This window comes from Bacillus sp. FSL K6-3176, from assembly GCF_038003325.1.
Classification (GTDB): Bacteria; Bacillota; Bacilli; order Bacillales; family Bacillaceae; genus Bacillus; species Bacillus altitudinis.
Genome location: NZ_JBBOOX010000001.1, coordinates 873,502 through 888,619 on the forward strand (window position 1 = coordinate 873,502; position 15,118 = coordinate 888,619).

At 40.1% G+C, this 15,118-nt stretch carries 17 protein-coding genes and 1 tRNA gene; 16 read left to right on the plus strand and 2 right to left on the minus strand.

Translation table 11 applies throughout. The annotated features are described in order from the left end of the window. The first annotated feature begins 93 nt into the window (after window positions 1-93). Entirely contained in the window at window positions 94-660 is a 567-nt protein-coding gene (lepB, locus tag MHB38_RS04465) for a signal peptidase I (RefSeq protein WP_017360387.1), read from the plus strand. Window positions 661-702: 42 nt separating this feature from the next. Here the strand turns inward: lepB and MHB38_RS04470 are convergent, their stop codons facing one another. Beyond that, entirely contained in the window at window positions 703-1,995 is a 1,293-nt protein-coding gene (locus MHB38_RS04470) for a homocysteine synthase (RefSeq protein WP_008349114.1), read from the minus strand. 265 nt (window positions 1,996-2,260) lie between these two features. Here MHB38_RS04470 and MHB38_RS04475 point away from each other — a divergent pair, with 265 nt between their 5' ends. The 12 genes from MHB38_RS04475 to MHB38_RS04530 all read left to right on the plus strand — a co-directional run bounded on the left by MHB38_RS04475 (window position 2,261) and on the right by MHB38_RS04530 (window position 11,503). Then, a complete protein-coding gene (locus tag MHB38_RS04475; protein WP_008349111.1) occupies window positions 2,261-2,416 on the plus strand; it encodes an FbpB family small basic protein in 156 nt (51 codons plus the stop codon). Between the two features lie 162 nt (window positions 2,417-2,578). Continuing rightward, the gene (locus tag MHB38_RS04480) at window positions 2,579-3,346 is read left to right on the plus strand and encodes an ABC transporter ATP-binding protein (protein ID WP_202734618.1); all 768 of its coding nucleotides are present in this window, start codon (window positions 2,579-2,581) and stop codon (window positions 3,344-3,346) included. 14 nt (window positions 3,347-3,360) lie between these two features. Then, window positions 3,361-4,350 carry an aliphatic sulfonate ABC transporter substrate-binding protein gene (locus tag MHB38_RS04485; protein WP_017366896.1) on the plus strand — a complete coding sequence of 330 codons (990 nt, stop codon included), beginning with the start codon at window positions 3,361-3,363 and terminating at the stop codon, window positions 4,348-4,350. A gap of 44 nt (window positions 4,351-4,394) precedes the next feature. Beyond that, window positions 4,395-5,183: an ABC transporter permease gene (locus MHB38_RS04490; RefSeq protein WP_234922857.1), complete on the plus strand. Its 789-nt coding sequence runs from the start codon at window positions 4,395-4,397 to the stop codon at window positions 5,181-5,183. Between the two features lie 14 nt (window positions 5,184-5,197). Beyond that, window positions 5,198-6,340 carry an FMNH2-dependent alkanesulfonate monooxygenase gene (gene ssuD, locus MHB38_RS04495; RefSeq protein WP_202734616.1) on the plus strand — a complete coding sequence of 381 codons (1,143 nt, stop codon included), beginning with the start codon at window positions 5,198-5,200 and terminating at the stop codon, window positions 6,338-6,340. Between the two features lie 541 nt (window positions 6,341-6,881). Continuing rightward, window positions 6,882-7,094 carry a hypothetical protein gene (locus MHB38_RS04500; RefSeq protein WP_003211695.1) on the plus strand — a complete coding sequence of 71 codons (213 nt, stop codon included), beginning with the start codon at window positions 6,882-6,884 and terminating at the stop codon, window positions 7,092-7,094. A 115-nt stretch (window positions 7,095-7,209) separates the two neighbouring features. Beyond that, window positions 7,210-7,956, plus strand: a complete 747-nt coding sequence (locus MHB38_RS04505; protein WP_008349096.1) for an ABC transporter ATP-binding protein — start codon at window positions 7,210-7,212, stop codon at window positions 7,954-7,956. After that, the gene (locus tag MHB38_RS04510) at window positions 7,934-9,400 is read left to right on the plus strand and encodes a hypothetical protein (RefSeq protein WP_202734615.1); all 1,467 of its coding nucleotides are present in this window, start codon (window positions 7,934-7,936) and stop codon (window positions 9,398-9,400) included. The genes MHB38_RS04505 and MHB38_RS04510 overlap by 23 nt, the downstream gene beginning before the upstream one ends. Beyond that, a complete protein-coding gene (locus MHB38_RS04515; RefSeq protein ID WP_008349091.1) occupies window positions 9,384-10,289 on the plus strand; it encodes a PqqD family protein in 906 nt (301 codons plus the stop codon). Before MHB38_RS04510 ends, MHB38_RS04515 begins: the two co-directional genes overlap by 17 nt. Then, window positions 10,286-10,567, plus strand: coding sequence for a hypothetical protein (locus tag MHB38_RS04520; protein ID WP_035392600.1), 282 nt, complete (start codon window positions 10,286-10,288; stop codon window positions 10,565-10,567). Before MHB38_RS04515 ends, MHB38_RS04520 begins: the two co-directional genes overlap by 4 nt. Before the next feature lie 78 nt (window positions 10,568-10,645). Next, the gene (locus MHB38_RS04525; RefSeq protein WP_081114732.1) at window positions 10,646-11,302 is read left to right on the plus strand and encodes a hypothetical protein; all 657 of its coding nucleotides are present in this window, start codon (window positions 10,646-10,648) and stop codon (window positions 11,300-11,302) included. A 127-nt stretch (window positions 11,303-11,429) separates the two neighbouring features. Continuing rightward, window positions 11,430-11,503 (plus strand) — tRNA-Gly (locus MHB38_RS04530). Between the two features lie 96 nt (window positions 11,504-11,599). On the opposite strand, the gene MHB38_RS04535 is transcribed toward MHB38_RS04530, so the two are convergent. Then, window positions 11,600-12,196: a hypothetical protein gene (locus tag MHB38_RS04535; RefSeq protein ID WP_017366901.1), complete on the minus strand. Its 597-nt coding sequence runs from the start codon at window positions 12,194-12,196 to the stop codon at window positions 11,600-11,602. An 83-nt stretch (window positions 12,197-12,279) separates the two neighbouring features. Between MHB38_RS04535 and queG the strand changes: the two genes are divergently transcribed. The 3 genes from queG to trmL all read left to right on the plus strand — a co-directional run bounded on the left by queG (window position 12,280) and on the right by trmL (window position 14,909). After that, window positions 12,280-13,428: a tRNA epoxyqueuosine(34) reductase QueG gene (gene queG / locus MHB38_RS04540; RefSeq protein WP_026050065.1), complete on the plus strand. Its 1,149-nt coding sequence runs from the start codon at window positions 12,280-12,282 to the stop codon at window positions 13,426-13,428. A 61-nt stretch (window positions 13,429-13,489) separates the two neighbouring features. Beyond that, window positions 13,490-14,392: an amidase domain-containing protein gene (locus MHB38_RS04545; RefSeq protein WP_008349082.1), complete on the plus strand. Its 903-nt coding sequence runs from the start codon at window positions 13,490-13,492 to the stop codon at window positions 14,390-14,392. Between the two features lie 43 nt (window positions 14,393-14,435). Beyond that, the gene (trmL, locus tag MHB38_RS04550) at window positions 14,436-14,909 is read left to right on the plus strand and encodes a tRNA (uridine(34)/cytosine(34)/5-carboxymethylaminomethyluridine(34)-2'-O)-methyltransferase TrmL (protein ID WP_003211950.1); all 474 of its coding nucleotides are present in this window, start codon (window positions 14,436-14,438) and stop codon (window positions 14,907-14,909) included. The last annotated feature ends 209 nt before the right edge of the window (window positions 14,910-15,118 follow it).

A 15,118-nucleotide genomic window follows, 5' to 3' on the forward strand; every position in this document is an offset into this window, starting at 1 on the left:
CAAAATATGTTTATATTTAGGGAGAAACAAGCGTGGCGCTAGCGGTCAGCTGGCGATAACTCATTTTGTCCTAGGGGATTTCAGGAGGAGCTTATGACAACAAATACAAAAACACAAAAAAAGAAATCAGAATTATGGGGCTGGATCAAAGCCATCTTAATCGCATTTATTGCTGTTTTTATCATTCGTAACTTTTTATTCGCACCGTATATTGTAAAGGGGACTTCTATGGAACCGACACTGCATAATACAGAGCGGGTGTTTGTGAATAAAACAGTGGATTACTTCGGCGATTATAAACGCGGACAGATCATTGTTCTTGATGGGGAAGACCGCAGTACTCACTATGTGAAACGATTGATTGGTTTACCTGGTGATAAAATCGAAATGAAAAATGACCAGCTATATGTAAACGGTCAAAAAGTGGCGGAGCCTTATTTAGCATCAAACAAAAAGAAAGCTGCCGCAGATGGCACCTTGCTGACACCTGATTTTGGTCCTCTTACAGTCCCTAAAGGAAAGTACTTTGTCATGGGTGACAACCGCCAAAACTCAATGGACAGTCGCAACGGTTTAGGTCTTTTTACAAAGAGTGATATTCAAGGGACAACATCATTCGTGTTTTATCCCTTCCAAGATATTCGATTAATCAATCACTAATCAATAAGAAAAAGCACACAGGCGTGTGCTTTTTTTGTTTGGTTAAGACTGGCTTTTTGAAATCGCCTGTTCTAGATCTGCCAGAATATCTTCAATCGCTTCTGTTCCAACAGATAAACGAATAAGTTCTGGTGTTACCCCTGTGGCTTTTTGCTCTGCTTCACTTAATTGCTGATGCGTTGTGCTGGCAGGGTGGATGATGAGTGACTTAGAGTCGCCTACGTTTGCAAGATGTGAGAAAAGCTGAACCGAATCAATGAGTTTTTTTCCTGCGTCTTTGCCACCTTTAATGCCGAATGTGAGGATGGCACCTTGTCCTTTTGGTAAATAAGTTTGAGCCAGCTCAAAGGATTCATGGCCTTCAAGACCTGGATAGCTGACCCATTCTACAAGAGGATGATCTTGTAAAAATTGTGCTGTCTTCAATGCATTTTCACTGTGGCGTTCAAGGCGAAGATGCAATGTTTCTAAGCCTTGCAAGAGTAAAAATGAGTTAAATGGTGATAAAGCCGCCCCTAGATCACGTAAGAGCTGTACACGTGCTTTTGTGATATAAGCTGCTTCGCCAATCGCTTCCGTATACGTCAGACCATGATAGCTAGGGTCTGGTTCCGTCAGGCCTTTGAACTTATCACTATCACTCCAAGGAAACTTGCCGCTGTCGACGATGACTCCGCCAATGGATGTGCCATGGCCGCCGATAAATTTCGTCGCTGAATGGACAACAATGTCTGCGCCAAATTCAATCGGTCTTAACAAATAAGGGCTGGCAAGTGTGTTATCCACAATTAGAGGGATATGGTGCTTGTGTGCAATGGCTGATACGGCTTCAATATGTAAAATGTCGCCTTTTGGATTCCCGATGCTTTCTGCATACACTGCTTTTGTTTTATCTGTAATGGCTGCTTCAAGTTCTTCAAGGTTTGAGGAATCCACAAATTTCACTGTAATTCCGAGCTTTTTTAATGTATGAGCAAATAAATTATATGTGCCGCCATACAGACTGCTGGAGGATACGATTTCGTCACCAGCTCCTGCAATGTTTAAAATGGAGTAAGTGGTCGCTGCTTGTCCTGAGGAGACAGCAAGTGCACCAATTCCACCTTCAAGCTCAGCGATCCGTTTTTCAAACACATCATTTGTCGGGTTCATAATACGTGAATAAATATTACCGGGTTCCTGAAGTCCAAATAAATTCGCCGCATGCTCACTATCTCTAAAACCGAAAGAGCTTGTTTGGTAAATAGGTACAGCTCTTGAATAGGTGGCTGAATCCAGTTCTTGACCTGCGTGTATTGCTTTTGTTTCTAAACGAAATTGAAGTTCTTCTGACATGTGTGTATCCTCCTTTTGTTAGATAAAACCAACTACTTTAATAAGAAATATTTAATAAGACTATAAATCTTGTTTAGTGCCCGGTCAATCATTTTTTAGATAAATCTGAAAAAACAATAAATATAGTTGACATGTCGGAATAGTATGTATTAACATAAGCATACTGAAAATACCAACAAGAATCGCTGATCGGTCAACCGAAGGCTCGTTCACTCAGACATGAGTGAAGGGCCTTTTTTTATTTTAATCGGGAGGGAAGTTGAAGATGGAGAAAAAGAAAAAACGAAAAAAATACAGAAAACATATGGATATCACATTAGACATTTTGATTGAGCGGAACAAATATGAGATTTACAGCAATCAAGAACGAATAGAAGCCATTTACGATCGTATTGATGAAAAACATACAAGGTCGAAATAACCATTTTATAAAATATAGTTGATTTATAGGAATAATATGATTTAGGATGGTGCTAACAACTCAATATGAAAAGCTGATCGGACAAAACGAAGGCTCTTATCTCTCTTTTGGGATAAGGGCCTTTCTGTGTATCTATCTGATGACAAGAGGAGTGAACTTGCATTGACTATTTCCGTTGATATTGTGGATAAGTCTTTTTGGAAAGACAAACAAACCATTCAAGTGCTTGAAAACGTAAGGCTCACCATCGTTCCTGGTGAATTCGTGACGGTGATTGGTCCGAGCGGTTGCGGGAAAAGTACATTGCTGAAGATGATTGGAGGGCTTGATACAGATTATGATGGGCAGATCGTGATAGGAGAAAGGCGTGTGACAGAACCAGGAATGAAACAGGGCTTTATTTTTCAAGAGCATCGCTTATTTCCATGGTTGACGGTCGAAGAAAATATCGCTGCCAATTTCAATTTAAAACAAGCAGCTGTTCGCCGCAAAGTGGATGAATTAATTGAAATTGTTCGGTTAAAAGGTTTTGAACACGCCTATCCACATGAGCTTTCAGGCGGGATGTCACAACGTGTTGCTATTGCAAGAGGACTCCTGCGTGATCCGGAGATTTTATTGCTTGATGAACCTTTTGGTGCGCTAGATGCATTTACACGGAAACACTTACAGGATGTGCTGCTGGATATTTGGCAGGAGAAAAGAACAACGATGGTGCTTGTCACTCATGATATTGACGAATCCATTTATTTAGCCAATGAAATTGTGCTGTTACAAGCAAGACCCGGCCGAATTCATAAAATCCTTCCCGTGAACTTACCATTCCCGCGGAATAGAACGTCAACAGCTTTTCAGAGCTTAAGACAAAAGGTGCTTTCAGAATTTGAGAAAACAGATGAGCTGTTACTGACGAATGGCTCAGGAATTTAAGGAGGTCAAATCGAATGAAAAGGCAAAAAAGGATCGTTCTCTTTCTGGGTATCCTCCTTGTATTAGCTGGGTGTGGTCAAGCAGCGAATGGATCAGAAGACAAGCCGAAAGAGATTCGGATTGGGATTCAGCAAAGTCTAAGCCCACTTCTTTTAGCAAAGGAAAAAGGGTGGTTTGAGCAATCATTTGAAAAAGAAGGTGTGAAAGTCAAGTGGGTGGAGTTCCAAAGTGGTCCTCCCCAATTCGAAGGGCTTGCCGCCAATCAATTAGATTTTTCACAGGTTGGTAATTCACCTGTTATAGCTGGTCAGGCAGCAGGTATTGATTTTAAGGAAATTGGTTTATCTCAGGATGGGTTAAAGGCGAATGGGATTTTAGTGAATAAGAACAGTGAGATTCAAAAAGTAGAAGATTTAAAAGGGAAAAAAATCGCCGTTGCCAAAGGAAGCAGTGGTTTTGACTTTTTATACAAAGTATTAGATCAGGCAGGTTTATCTGCAAAGGATGTCCAGATCATTCAGCTTCAGCCGGATGAGGCAATATCTGCGTTTGAAAATGGGTCAGTTGATGCTTGGTCGATCTGGGAGCCGTTCTTATCACTTGAAACGATAGAAAAGGGAGCAAAGCTACTGGTTAATGGAGAAGCGACCGATTTATATTCACCTGGATTCACACTTGTCAGAACCAAGTTTGCCGATGAACACCCTGAACTAGTGGTGCAATTTTTAAAAGTATATGACAAAGCGGTGAAATGGCAGAAAGATCATCAACAGGAAGCCATTACACTTTATGCTCGTTTGAAACAATTAGATCAGAAGGTGGTGACACAAGTATTAAACAATACAGAGCCGCTCAATGAGCCCATTTCTAAGAAAATCATAAACGCCCAGCAGCATACAGCTGATTTTCAATATCAAACAAAGGCGATTCAGCGGAAGATTGATGTCAATCAGGTGGTAGATAATTCGTTCATTGAAAAAATGCTGAAAGAGGAGAAGAGTTGATGAAAGCTGCATCTAACCCAGCCCTTGTGACTAAAACCGAGCGAATGAAGAAAAAAAGGAGAAAAGCTTCATCCTTCATCATGTTAAAAGGACTTGTATTACCTGCTTTACTCATTGCGATTTGGCAGGGAGCTGCTGCTTCCCAAATCGTTTCTTCTACTGTACTACCTGCACCCACTGTCATTGCGGAATCTTTTCGTGAGTTGATTCGTTCCGGTGAGCTGTTTGGCCATCTTTACATCAGTCTCTACAGAGCAATATGCGGGTTTTTACTTGGGGGAGGTTTAGGACTTGTGATGGGTCTGTGTGTCGGTTTTTCTAGGAAAACCGAGCAGTATGTAGATCCGACCTTGCAAATGCTGAGAACAGTTCCTCATTTAGCGGTGACTCCTTTATTTATTCTTTGGTTTGGTTTTGATGAATCAGCGAAAATTTTATTGATTGCACTTGGGGCTTTTTTTCCAATCTATATCAATACCTTTCTAGGAATTCGCAGTGTAGATAACAAGCTGTTCGATGTGGCTCGCGCTTTAGAGTTTAATCTGTATCAAAATATCACAAAGCTCATTTTACCTGCTGCCCTTCCTCATATTCTTCTGGGCGTGAGGCTTTCATTAGGCATTGCCTGGCTTGGTTTAGTGGTGGCTGAATTGATGGGGTCGAGTAGTGGAGTTGGCTACATGATTATGGATGCAAGACAATTCTCGCAAACGGATAAAGTGTTTGTAGGGATTATCATCTTTGCGGTAGTTGGTAAGATGACTGATTCATTTGTACGGCTGTTAGAAAAGCGACTGCTCAAATGGCGCACAAGTTATCAAGGTGGAAAATAATAGGAGGAGATATGATGAATATTCTATGGTTTATTCCAACGCATGGGGATGGGCGTTATTTAGGATCATCGAAAGGGGCAAGACAGGCAGACTATCCGTATTTTAAACAAATTGCTCAAGCTGCCGATCAGCTTGGGTACACAGGGGTCTTGCTGCCTACAGGTAGATCTTGTGAAGATCCATGGCTGACAGCGGCCGCTTTAGCTGCAGAAACAACCCATTTAAAGTTTCTTGTGGCTCTTCGGCCAGGGTTGATGCAGCCGTCTGTTGCTGCTAGAATGACCTCCACATTTGATCGGCTTTCAGGCGGGAGACTGCTGATCAATGTTGTAGCGGGAGGAAGTAAAGAAGAACTTGAAGGAGACGGGCTATTCATTTCTCATGATGAACGCTATGAGGCAACAGAAGAATTTTTGACCATCTGGAAGCGGTTATTGAAAGGAGAGAATGTTCAGTTTCAAGGGAAGCATCTGCAAGCACAAAATGGACGTCTGCTATTTCCACCAGCTCAAACACCACATCCACCCGTTTTTTTTGGAGGATCATCAGAGGCAGGCATTCAAGCCGCTGCAAAACATACAGATGTTTATTTAACTTGGGGCGAGCAGCCTGCACAAGTAAAAGAGAAAATCGCACAAGTGAAAAAGCAGGCTGAAAAGGAAGGAAGAACGGTGAGGTTTGGTATTCGACTTCATGTGATCGTGAGAGAAACGGAAGATGAAGCTTGGCAGGCAGCGGAACATCTGATTCGTCATTTAGATCAAGAGACTATTGATGAGGCGCAAAAGACTTTACAAGGGATGGACTCAGTAGGGCAAAAACGAATGGTTGAATTACATCAAGGGAATAAAGAGAAGCTTGAAATTAGCCCTAATCTTTGGGCAGGCATTGGTTTAGTTAGAGGTGGGGCAGGAACAGCGCTCGTCGGGGACCCGCATACAGTAGCAGAACGTATAATAGAATATCAGTCTCTAGGTATTGATACATTTATCTTTTCTGGTTATCCGCACTTAGAAGAATCTTATTATTTTGCAGAACTTGTTTTCCCGCTTCTCCCATTTAAAAGAAATGGTGATGCAGGACCACACGTTCCTGCTGGTGAAATTATTGGGAACAATTACTTTCCTGATACAGCCTCTGCTGCAAGTTCCTCATAAATGAAAGCAAAGCAGTCATACTTGTCGGGCTGCTTTGCTTTTTTTATAGAAAGAGAAGCAAGTAAAATGATATGTGCTGCGGAAGAAGGCAAGGGCTTTTTTCCCAACAGGTTTTCTTGTATATACATATTTTAAGAGACAAGAGAAGAAGGAAAATATGCTCACTCTTTTGTCGGAATTATCAGTTAATATGTCGTATTTGATGTGTTAACGACATATAATTAGGACTTTTATATCTGATATATCGGGGGAATTCTTTCTATCTCAAAAAAATGAAAGATTAAATAGAAGAGATGATGAAAATGAACTATTTGAAAAAAGGCAGAAAAAAGATGGATTTATTGCCAATATATGGGTTTTGTGGTTCTTATGTTGTGGTGAAAAATAGTAAAAAAGGGAGAATTTATACAATTGAACATGAATAATTGAATAAAAAGTCACATTTTACACGAAAATATGTTCGGTCAAAAATGGGATCTTCTGTTGATGTTTGGAGTGTGACGCCTATGATACGATCATCATAAGCTGGGAGGTGAAAAGTATGACTTATGCAGCGCCGCAAGTTGACTATTCCACTATGGAACCTGCTATTATGGACCAAGCTTGGTTCTTAGTATTTGTTGCTGTCCTTCTTGGATTGGGAGCAACAGTTGTTCTAGGAGCAGCAGTTTGGTGTTTAGCAAACGGCAAGGGTAGCTTTACAGGAGCCGTTCAGTGGGAAAGTGGCTTAAAAGTCCAAATTGAATGTAAGTAGCTATACTTAGGATTCATCTTTTTACTTCTTAGATAAGACACCAAGGCTAAACCGTCTGTGGCGGGCGGTTTAGCCTGATCTGTTTTTAAAGAATATGCAGACACTTGGAGGTTATATGTTTACGATCGAGAATTTAACCAAGACGTATAAAAATAACGTGACTGCTGTCAATGATTTTCATTTGAAAATTGCCCCTCATCAAATCGTTGCTGTGGCTGGACCAAATGGATCCGGTAAAACAACGATGATTAACTGTGTACTCGGCATCATTAAGCATACAGAAGGAACCATTCATATCAAGGATGTCACAAATGATGATCCTTCCTTTAAAAAACAAGTCGCCTATGTTCCAGATGATCTGCTGCTCCCTGAAGCATTGACTGGTGCTGAATATTTAGATTTTGTTTCTTCTATGTATGAATGTAAAACAATTCAAAGAAGAAATCAACTAATTGAATTGTTTGATATGGAATCAGCTTTATCAAGACCGATTGAAACCTATTCCCATGGAATGAAAAAAAAGACACAGCTGATTGCTGCCTTTATGCTTGAGAGTCAATTAGTGATCATGGATGAGCCCTTTAGAGGACTTGATATTGAAGCGGTTATAAACACAAAGAAACTAATGAAACGTTATGCCGAGCACCATGGTGCAATCTTGCTTTCAACGCATGATATGCTTTCAGCGGAAGAGCTGTGCCACAAGATCGCCATTATTTCTAAAGGAAATAAAATGGATGAAGGGACGGTTTCAGCCTTAAAAGAAAAGTATCAATCAAGCACATTGGAACAGGTGTTTCTGAAAGCTTCAATGTTAAGTGATAGGGGTGCACATTTTGATGAAATCATTAATCATTTCTAAAATGATGCTTAAAATGTGGCAGCAGGAGATGTATAAGCTCTTTGATACTCAAACGAAGCGAATCATTGTGGTCTTATTCTTTTTGTTTGCAGTCACAATGGGAGCCATCATCGGATACAGTTTTACGGGTGTCTTTATGAAGGCTTTCTTAAATGGAGATGAACGTTCACTTGGGTTGTTGGTTGTGTCGATGGCAATCAATGCATCCATTTTTACAAGCTTGTTATTTGTGCTGATCAAAGTCAGAACACCTGAACAAGACCGTTTTTCTATGCAGCTCAGCTGGTTTCCGCTGTCTACCTTTCAAAAAAGTCTTGGTTACTTCATTCCGATGGTGACAGTTGTAACAGGGCTTGTTTTATTTTTCATCGGGATCTTGCTTTTACCTAATTTTATTGCACAAGGGATCGGTCTTTTCTTTATTCTTACGTTCTTTTTGATGGTGCTGTTGCAATCGCTCTTTGTCTTAACACTGCTTCAGCTCATTTACAACGTGACTTATTTACTCGTGCTAAAATTAAAATTACCGTTGCAAAAATTTGCAGCGATATTTGTTTTATTAGCGCTAGTTGTAGCGTATGGAATGACACATTTCGACATCAATCAAATACAGCAATCATATGTACAGTTTGATTATCATTTGATGTATTTTACAGCGCCGTTTTTCTTAGCGGCACAAGGGATGTCTCCTGACGGGGTGAATTATGCGATGTTGATCCTCTTCATCTTATTATCTGCGGGAGGCGCATTTATTTCTCTTGCTTTAATGCCAATTATGGCTGAGAAAAAAGCGTTAACCTTTCTGCACAAACTGCCATTTTCATCTTCGAAAAAGTGGTCACTCATTGTAAAGGAAATAAAGTCACAAGTGAGAAATGAAGAAAATATTTTAAACTTTCTCATCCTCCTTATTGTCATTTTATTTGTCCGTTATCAGTTTGCCTTCCGCTTTGAAGGAGAAGCTTTTTTTGTCTTATGTGCGCTAGCTGGGTTAACAGCTTTTAATTCATTTGGCAATGACAAACGTATGCTTGGGATGTATAAAACGTTTGGTCTAAGGCCGTGGGAAGTGGCTCTTTATAAGTTCCTCGGACTTTTGCTCGTTGGTGTGATCCAAATTGTTTTATTTATGATCACAACACTGACGCTCCCGGACCAGATCTGGATCGTGTTGATTGGCGCTGCTGTCTTGTGTAATGCAACGGCTCTCTTTTATGTGGTAGGTATTTTATTACCCCTTGATCGAAATAATCCTTACACAGGTATTTTCTCGTTTGGAGCGCTTATTTTAATCATGATTCCGATTGTATTTATTGGAAACTATGTGATAGGGGAATCGAGTCAAATGCTTCAGTGGCTACTTGTGGCAGGATTTGAATGTCTGCTCATCTTTGCCATATATAAAGGTTTTTCATGGAGGTATTCACATGATTCAACTTCTTAACAATAAGCTAAAGATTGAGCGGGTGCCGGCACTTGCGCCATATGTGACTTTACAAAAAAGGCATTTGACTGATACGCAGTACGGAAGCTCACTTCCAATTAACGAAAGTGCATATCATATGTTAACAAAAGTGGATGGTCAAAGGACAGAGGCGAGTATTACGGCAGAGCTCGCCGATTTGTTTCAGGTCGATGAGTCTGTGATTGCCCGCGATTTTTATCAATTGATGATGGGGTTGAATCAGCATCACTTGCTGTCGATTCATTATCAATCGCCATATCGGACTGTCACAGCCTTCTGTCAATTTTTTAAGCAGTATCAAGTAAAAATGAAAGAGCGGTTTGACTGCACGGGTCATTCATTTCTTCACATATTGGGTACGGCTCTGCTGATGGTGACACGCAAAATCATCTTTTTCTGGGTGCTTTTTATGATCATGGCGGGAATCGCCTTTTTATTTATTCCTGATCCATCGATTGCAGCCATTGCGATTTATTTTACGATTATTTATTTCGGATTAATTACTGGAACTGCCTTGCATGAGGCGGCGCATGGGTATGCACATCGGAAGTTCGCCGGCCGGGATGGCCCTCAAGGCTTTTTTGCGAGCGATATGATGTCTGTGAAATTTGTGAGGCCTGTTTTAGATCCGTTTCAGAAAAAACAGGTGTGGATTACACTGCTTGGTCCGCTTTTGCCGGGGCTCATTGGCGCAGCCGGAATCATTGTGACTGTTTTATTTCTAAAAGAAAATCCAATTTCGACAGGGTTTTTCATTTTTTCAATCACGTATTTTATTCAATTGCTCTACCTTCTTCCGTTTATGGGGGATGGTAAGTCTATTATGAAGCAGTTATTGCTTGGTGGAATGGGAGGACAACGATCATGAACGTTCAGGCAATGAAACAAGGTGCAATTGTTGGTAGTTTCCTAGGTTTCTTAGGTTTTCCGATGCTGACCATTGGTGTTCTGTTCTATCACTTATTTCAATCAAAAACAAATAATGAATTATTATTTAACAGTCTTGCTTTTGAGATGGAAGGTTCGTCTGCATTTACGTTCCAAATCAAACCAAACTTTTTTATTTATATGGTTGTCATTTTTGCTGTCAGTTTTTTCATTGTGGCATTCCTATCAGCCATGAAACAGAAAAAAGCGAAAGATTAGGAGAATACTCCTAATCTTTTTTGTATATTAAACCAAATTTTAGTATAATAAAAAATAAATGTATAAAAGGGGATATCAATGATTAAGAAATGGAGCATTCTTTTATTGACTGTTTTTCTATTAGCAGGATGCGGCGAGAAGGCTGCAGAAACAACAACGACAGAGAAAACGGTCTCTAAAATAGAAACAGAGTCTGACTCTAAAAACCAAGTAACTATTGAAAAAATGAAATTGACAAAGAAAGAAAAAAACTTACTAGAGGCATCAACGACGAATGAAATAGTAGCTCTTACACTTAAAGGATTAACGAAGAATGATAAGAGTATTACTTTTATCGGGAGCCACTACAAAAATGGCCGGCTAGTTAATAAAGAGGCATCTTCTTCGACTTTTACGTTACATCAGGATGGTACCGACCAAACGATGAATGTACTTTTACAATTAAGGCATGAGAAAGATACATATGAATCACAATTTAGTATGTGGTCAGATAACAAGAATGAGGGAATGACAAAAGCAACAGCAAGCTTTCCATTCAAAGTAAGTGATTATGTTTTTTCTGCACAATCTGATACTGTCAAAGTAACTTCTGGAGGAAAGGCACTGATTGCGTATACAGCGGCAATGGGGAAAGACGGAAATTCACCGATGCTTGAAGAGATTGAGAAAAATCCTAAGCAAGCGCTGAAGAATAAGTCACATGCCTACTTATTTTATATCCAGCTAGACAAATAACTATCGTAATATATATGGAGAATATGAAATTTTTTGACGGAAAATCTTCATATTCTCTTGACGAATTGTTAAGAAAGTTGTAACATAATAAAGGTCAACGCAATGACGTTGTCTTTAAAAGATTGATGCGGGTGTAGTTTAGTGGTAAAACCTCAGCCTTCCAAGCTGATGTCGTGAGTTCGATTCTCATCACCCGCTCCAATACATAATTTTGTTTATAACGCAGTATTTCGTTTCATAGATAAACGAAGTGTTGCGTTTTTTATTATGTCAGTATAATGTAAAAAGCACTGTGACCTACAGTGCTTTTTCAATGAGTTCATATTTGCTTTCTCCACCATGTATTTGTATAAACATCTTCGTCAAGGATTGTATAAGTGCCTCACTCTTTTCCCGGGAAATAGATGGTGGGAAGAGAATGATTTGAAGAATGTTTTTTGTGTCTTGAGAAATTTGAGCTTTACTTGCTTGAGAAAATAACCCTTTAAGCTCTGCGCCATCCTGCCATTCAATATGACCAGTTTCATTTTTGGATAATGAAAGAGGCCCTTTCAATTGATCGGCATCTAATGTGAGGATAGGCAAGAAATATTTTAGTGAGAAAAATATCGACAAATCCTGTACGGAATTGGTCGAGTTAATAAATTGTTCTTTTTGAATATCAGCAAGAAGCGGAAGAAAGGGGATACCTTCTAGAAGATTCGTCCATTCTTTGATCGCTGGTACTTCTTCCAAAGTTTGATCTTCATATTCAAAAAACAAAGATTCTTGAAACAGGCGCAGTCGGCCTTTTAACATTTGAGGGGATTTCCCTATCTCAATATGTGAATATTCAATCTGTCCAACATGGATAGACGGGCTTTGAGGTTGGGAGATTTCCAGTTGTATCTTCACAGTGACTCACTCCAATCGGTCATGATACACTCGTATTATACTGAAAACAACTGAAGAAACAAAGAAAGGAGGTTTGCAAGGTGATTCATGTTGGACAATTAAAAGAAGAATTAATTCAATATGCGAACGAAATTGGTGTCGATAAAATTCGATTTGCAAGTGCTGATACATTTGATTCATTAAAGGACCGCCTCATCTTACATGAATCGTTAGGGTATTTGTCCGGTTTTGAAGAACCTGATATCGAAAAACGAACAAATCCTGCTTTGCTGCTTCCAAAAGCAAAATCAATTGTCGCCATTGCGCTCGCATACCCTTCCAAAATGAAAGATGCTCCCCGAAGTACAAAGGATGCAAGAAGAGGGATTTTTTGCAGGGCTTCATGGGGAACTGATTATCATGTTGTGCTGAAAAAAAAGCTCGACATGCTTGAAGAATTTTTGCGCAGTAAACACGAAGATATACGGACAAAATCAATGGTGGACACAGGTGAATTGTCTGACCGTGCTGTAGCTGAACGTGCTGGCATTGGCTTTAGCGCAAAGAACTGTATGATTATCACACCAGAGTTCGGATCTTATGTCTATTTGGCTGAGATGATTACAAATGTTCCATTTGAACCGGATGAGAAAATAGAAGACCAGTGCGGAACTTGTAATAAATGTGTGGATTCATGCCCAACGGGTGCTCTTGTGAATCCAGGCCAGCTCAATTCTCAAAGGTGTATTTCGTTTTTAACACAGACAAAAGGGTTTTTACCTGACGAATTTCGCTCGAAAATAGGGAATCGGTTGTATGGATGTGATACGTGCCAAACGGTCTGCCCAATTAATAAAGGGAAAGACTTTCATCTACATCCTGAAATGGAGCCGGACCCTGAAATTGCAAAGCCGCTCTTAAAGCCACTGCTGACAATCAGCAATCGTGAGTTTAAAGAGAAGTATGGTCATGTTTCTGGATCATGGCGAGGGAAAAAGCCTATTCAGCGGAATGCCATTTTGGCACTTGCTCACTTTAAAGATACATCTGCTTTGCCAGATTTGGTTGACCTGATGCATAAAGATCCAAGACCGGTCATTCGAGGCACGGCTGCTTGGGCAATCGGTAAAATTGGCGATGGTCAGCAGCTTTCAGAACTCGAAAAAGCCCTTGAACGGGAAAGTGATGAAGAAGCAAAACAAGAGATCATCAAAGGGATTGAATTGTTACAAACACCTTTAAATACTAAATAACCTCCCATTGAACATAGAATGAACCAAACAGAGATGTTAAAAAAAGTTTGGTGGTGTCTGTGTGAAACAATTATTAGAACAAACGTTAGAAGACAGACTGGCATATTTATTAAATGGCAGTACGATCAAACAGCCGCAGCTGATGTCTGATGTGGATGCTGTGGAGCGAAAGAAAGAGCTGTTTGCAAGAAGACAAGTTGAGATTGTCAAGGCGAAAGCAAAAGCAAAACTTCTCGATTCAGCTATTCAAGATGATGGAGCTCAGCAAGTACAATATCTCGCTCACCTCACTTATGTCTGTAAGGATATAGACGATTCTTTTTATTTAGAGGAACAGGTTGAGAAAAGAGAAGCGTTTCTTTATAACGACATGCTTGTGAAAGATCGGATGATGTTAGAAGAACGACAAAAGGAAGATCAGGTGGATGAGCGCTTCCAAAATGAAGACCAATTTGGAAGAGCTTTTCACTATGACCGGCGTGCAGCTGTTCAATATGCTGAGACGTATTGGAATAAACGGAATCCAGCCTATAAAAATTTCGAAGATAACTGTACGAATTTTATTTCACAATGTCTAAAAGCAGGGAATGCGCCAACGAGAGGATATCCGAACCGTGGATCTGGCTGGTGGGTTCGTCCACATACATGGAGCTACAGCTGGACGGTGGCACATTCGATGAAAAATTATTTAGCGAATTCCAAAGCGGGGTTGAGAGCGAAGAAGCTCAAGGAGCCGCAAGAGCTTCAAATAGGTGATGTGATTTGCTACGATTTTGAGGGTGACGGTAGGTATAATCATACAACCATTGTCGTTGATCATGATAAAGGCGGAATGCCTCTAGTGAATGCACAAACGTATGACAGCCGTATGCGTTACTGGTCGTATGAAGATTCAACGGCTTATACACCTAGTATTCGTTATACGTTTTTTCACATTTTGGACGATGCTCCAAAGGATAGTTAATGGTATAATGTTGAGCGGAAAAGAAAATTAGAGGTGAACTTTTTTGGGACTTCATGTCGTTTTATATCAACCAGAAATTCCAGCTAATACTGGAAATATTGCGCGAACATGTGCAGCAACAAATACAACACTTCATCTGATTCGTCCGCTTGGTTTTTCGACAGATGATAAAATGCTGAAGCGTGCAGGACTCGATTATTGGAAATATGCCAATGTCGTCTATCATGATTCATTAGATGAATTGTTTGAGGCTCATCCGAAGGGGCAATTTTTCTATATCACAAAGTTTGGGCAAAAGCCGCATACAACGTTCGATTACTCGCAGCTAGATGAAGACTACTTCTTTGTATTTGGCAGAGAGACGAGTGGATTGCCAAAAGATTTGATTGAACGGAATATGGATCGCTGTCTACGTTTACCAATGACAGAGCATGTTCGTTCACTGAATCTATCGAATACGGCAGCGATTCTTGTGTATGAGGCGCTTCGCCAGCAACAATACCGAGATTTGATATAAGAACATGATAAAAGCCGAGATCCCATCTCGCTTTCAGTGAATATGTAAGTGCTGAAAATATGAACGAAATGAAAAAGGATGTTCCGCTGATGGAACATCCTTTTTTTCATTTGCCAGGCTTGCCTTCGTAGCCAGCTGTGAAAATGGATACTAAAAACGTAATGATGACGCCCATCATAATGACCGTTCTCATATAAGCTCCCCCTTAT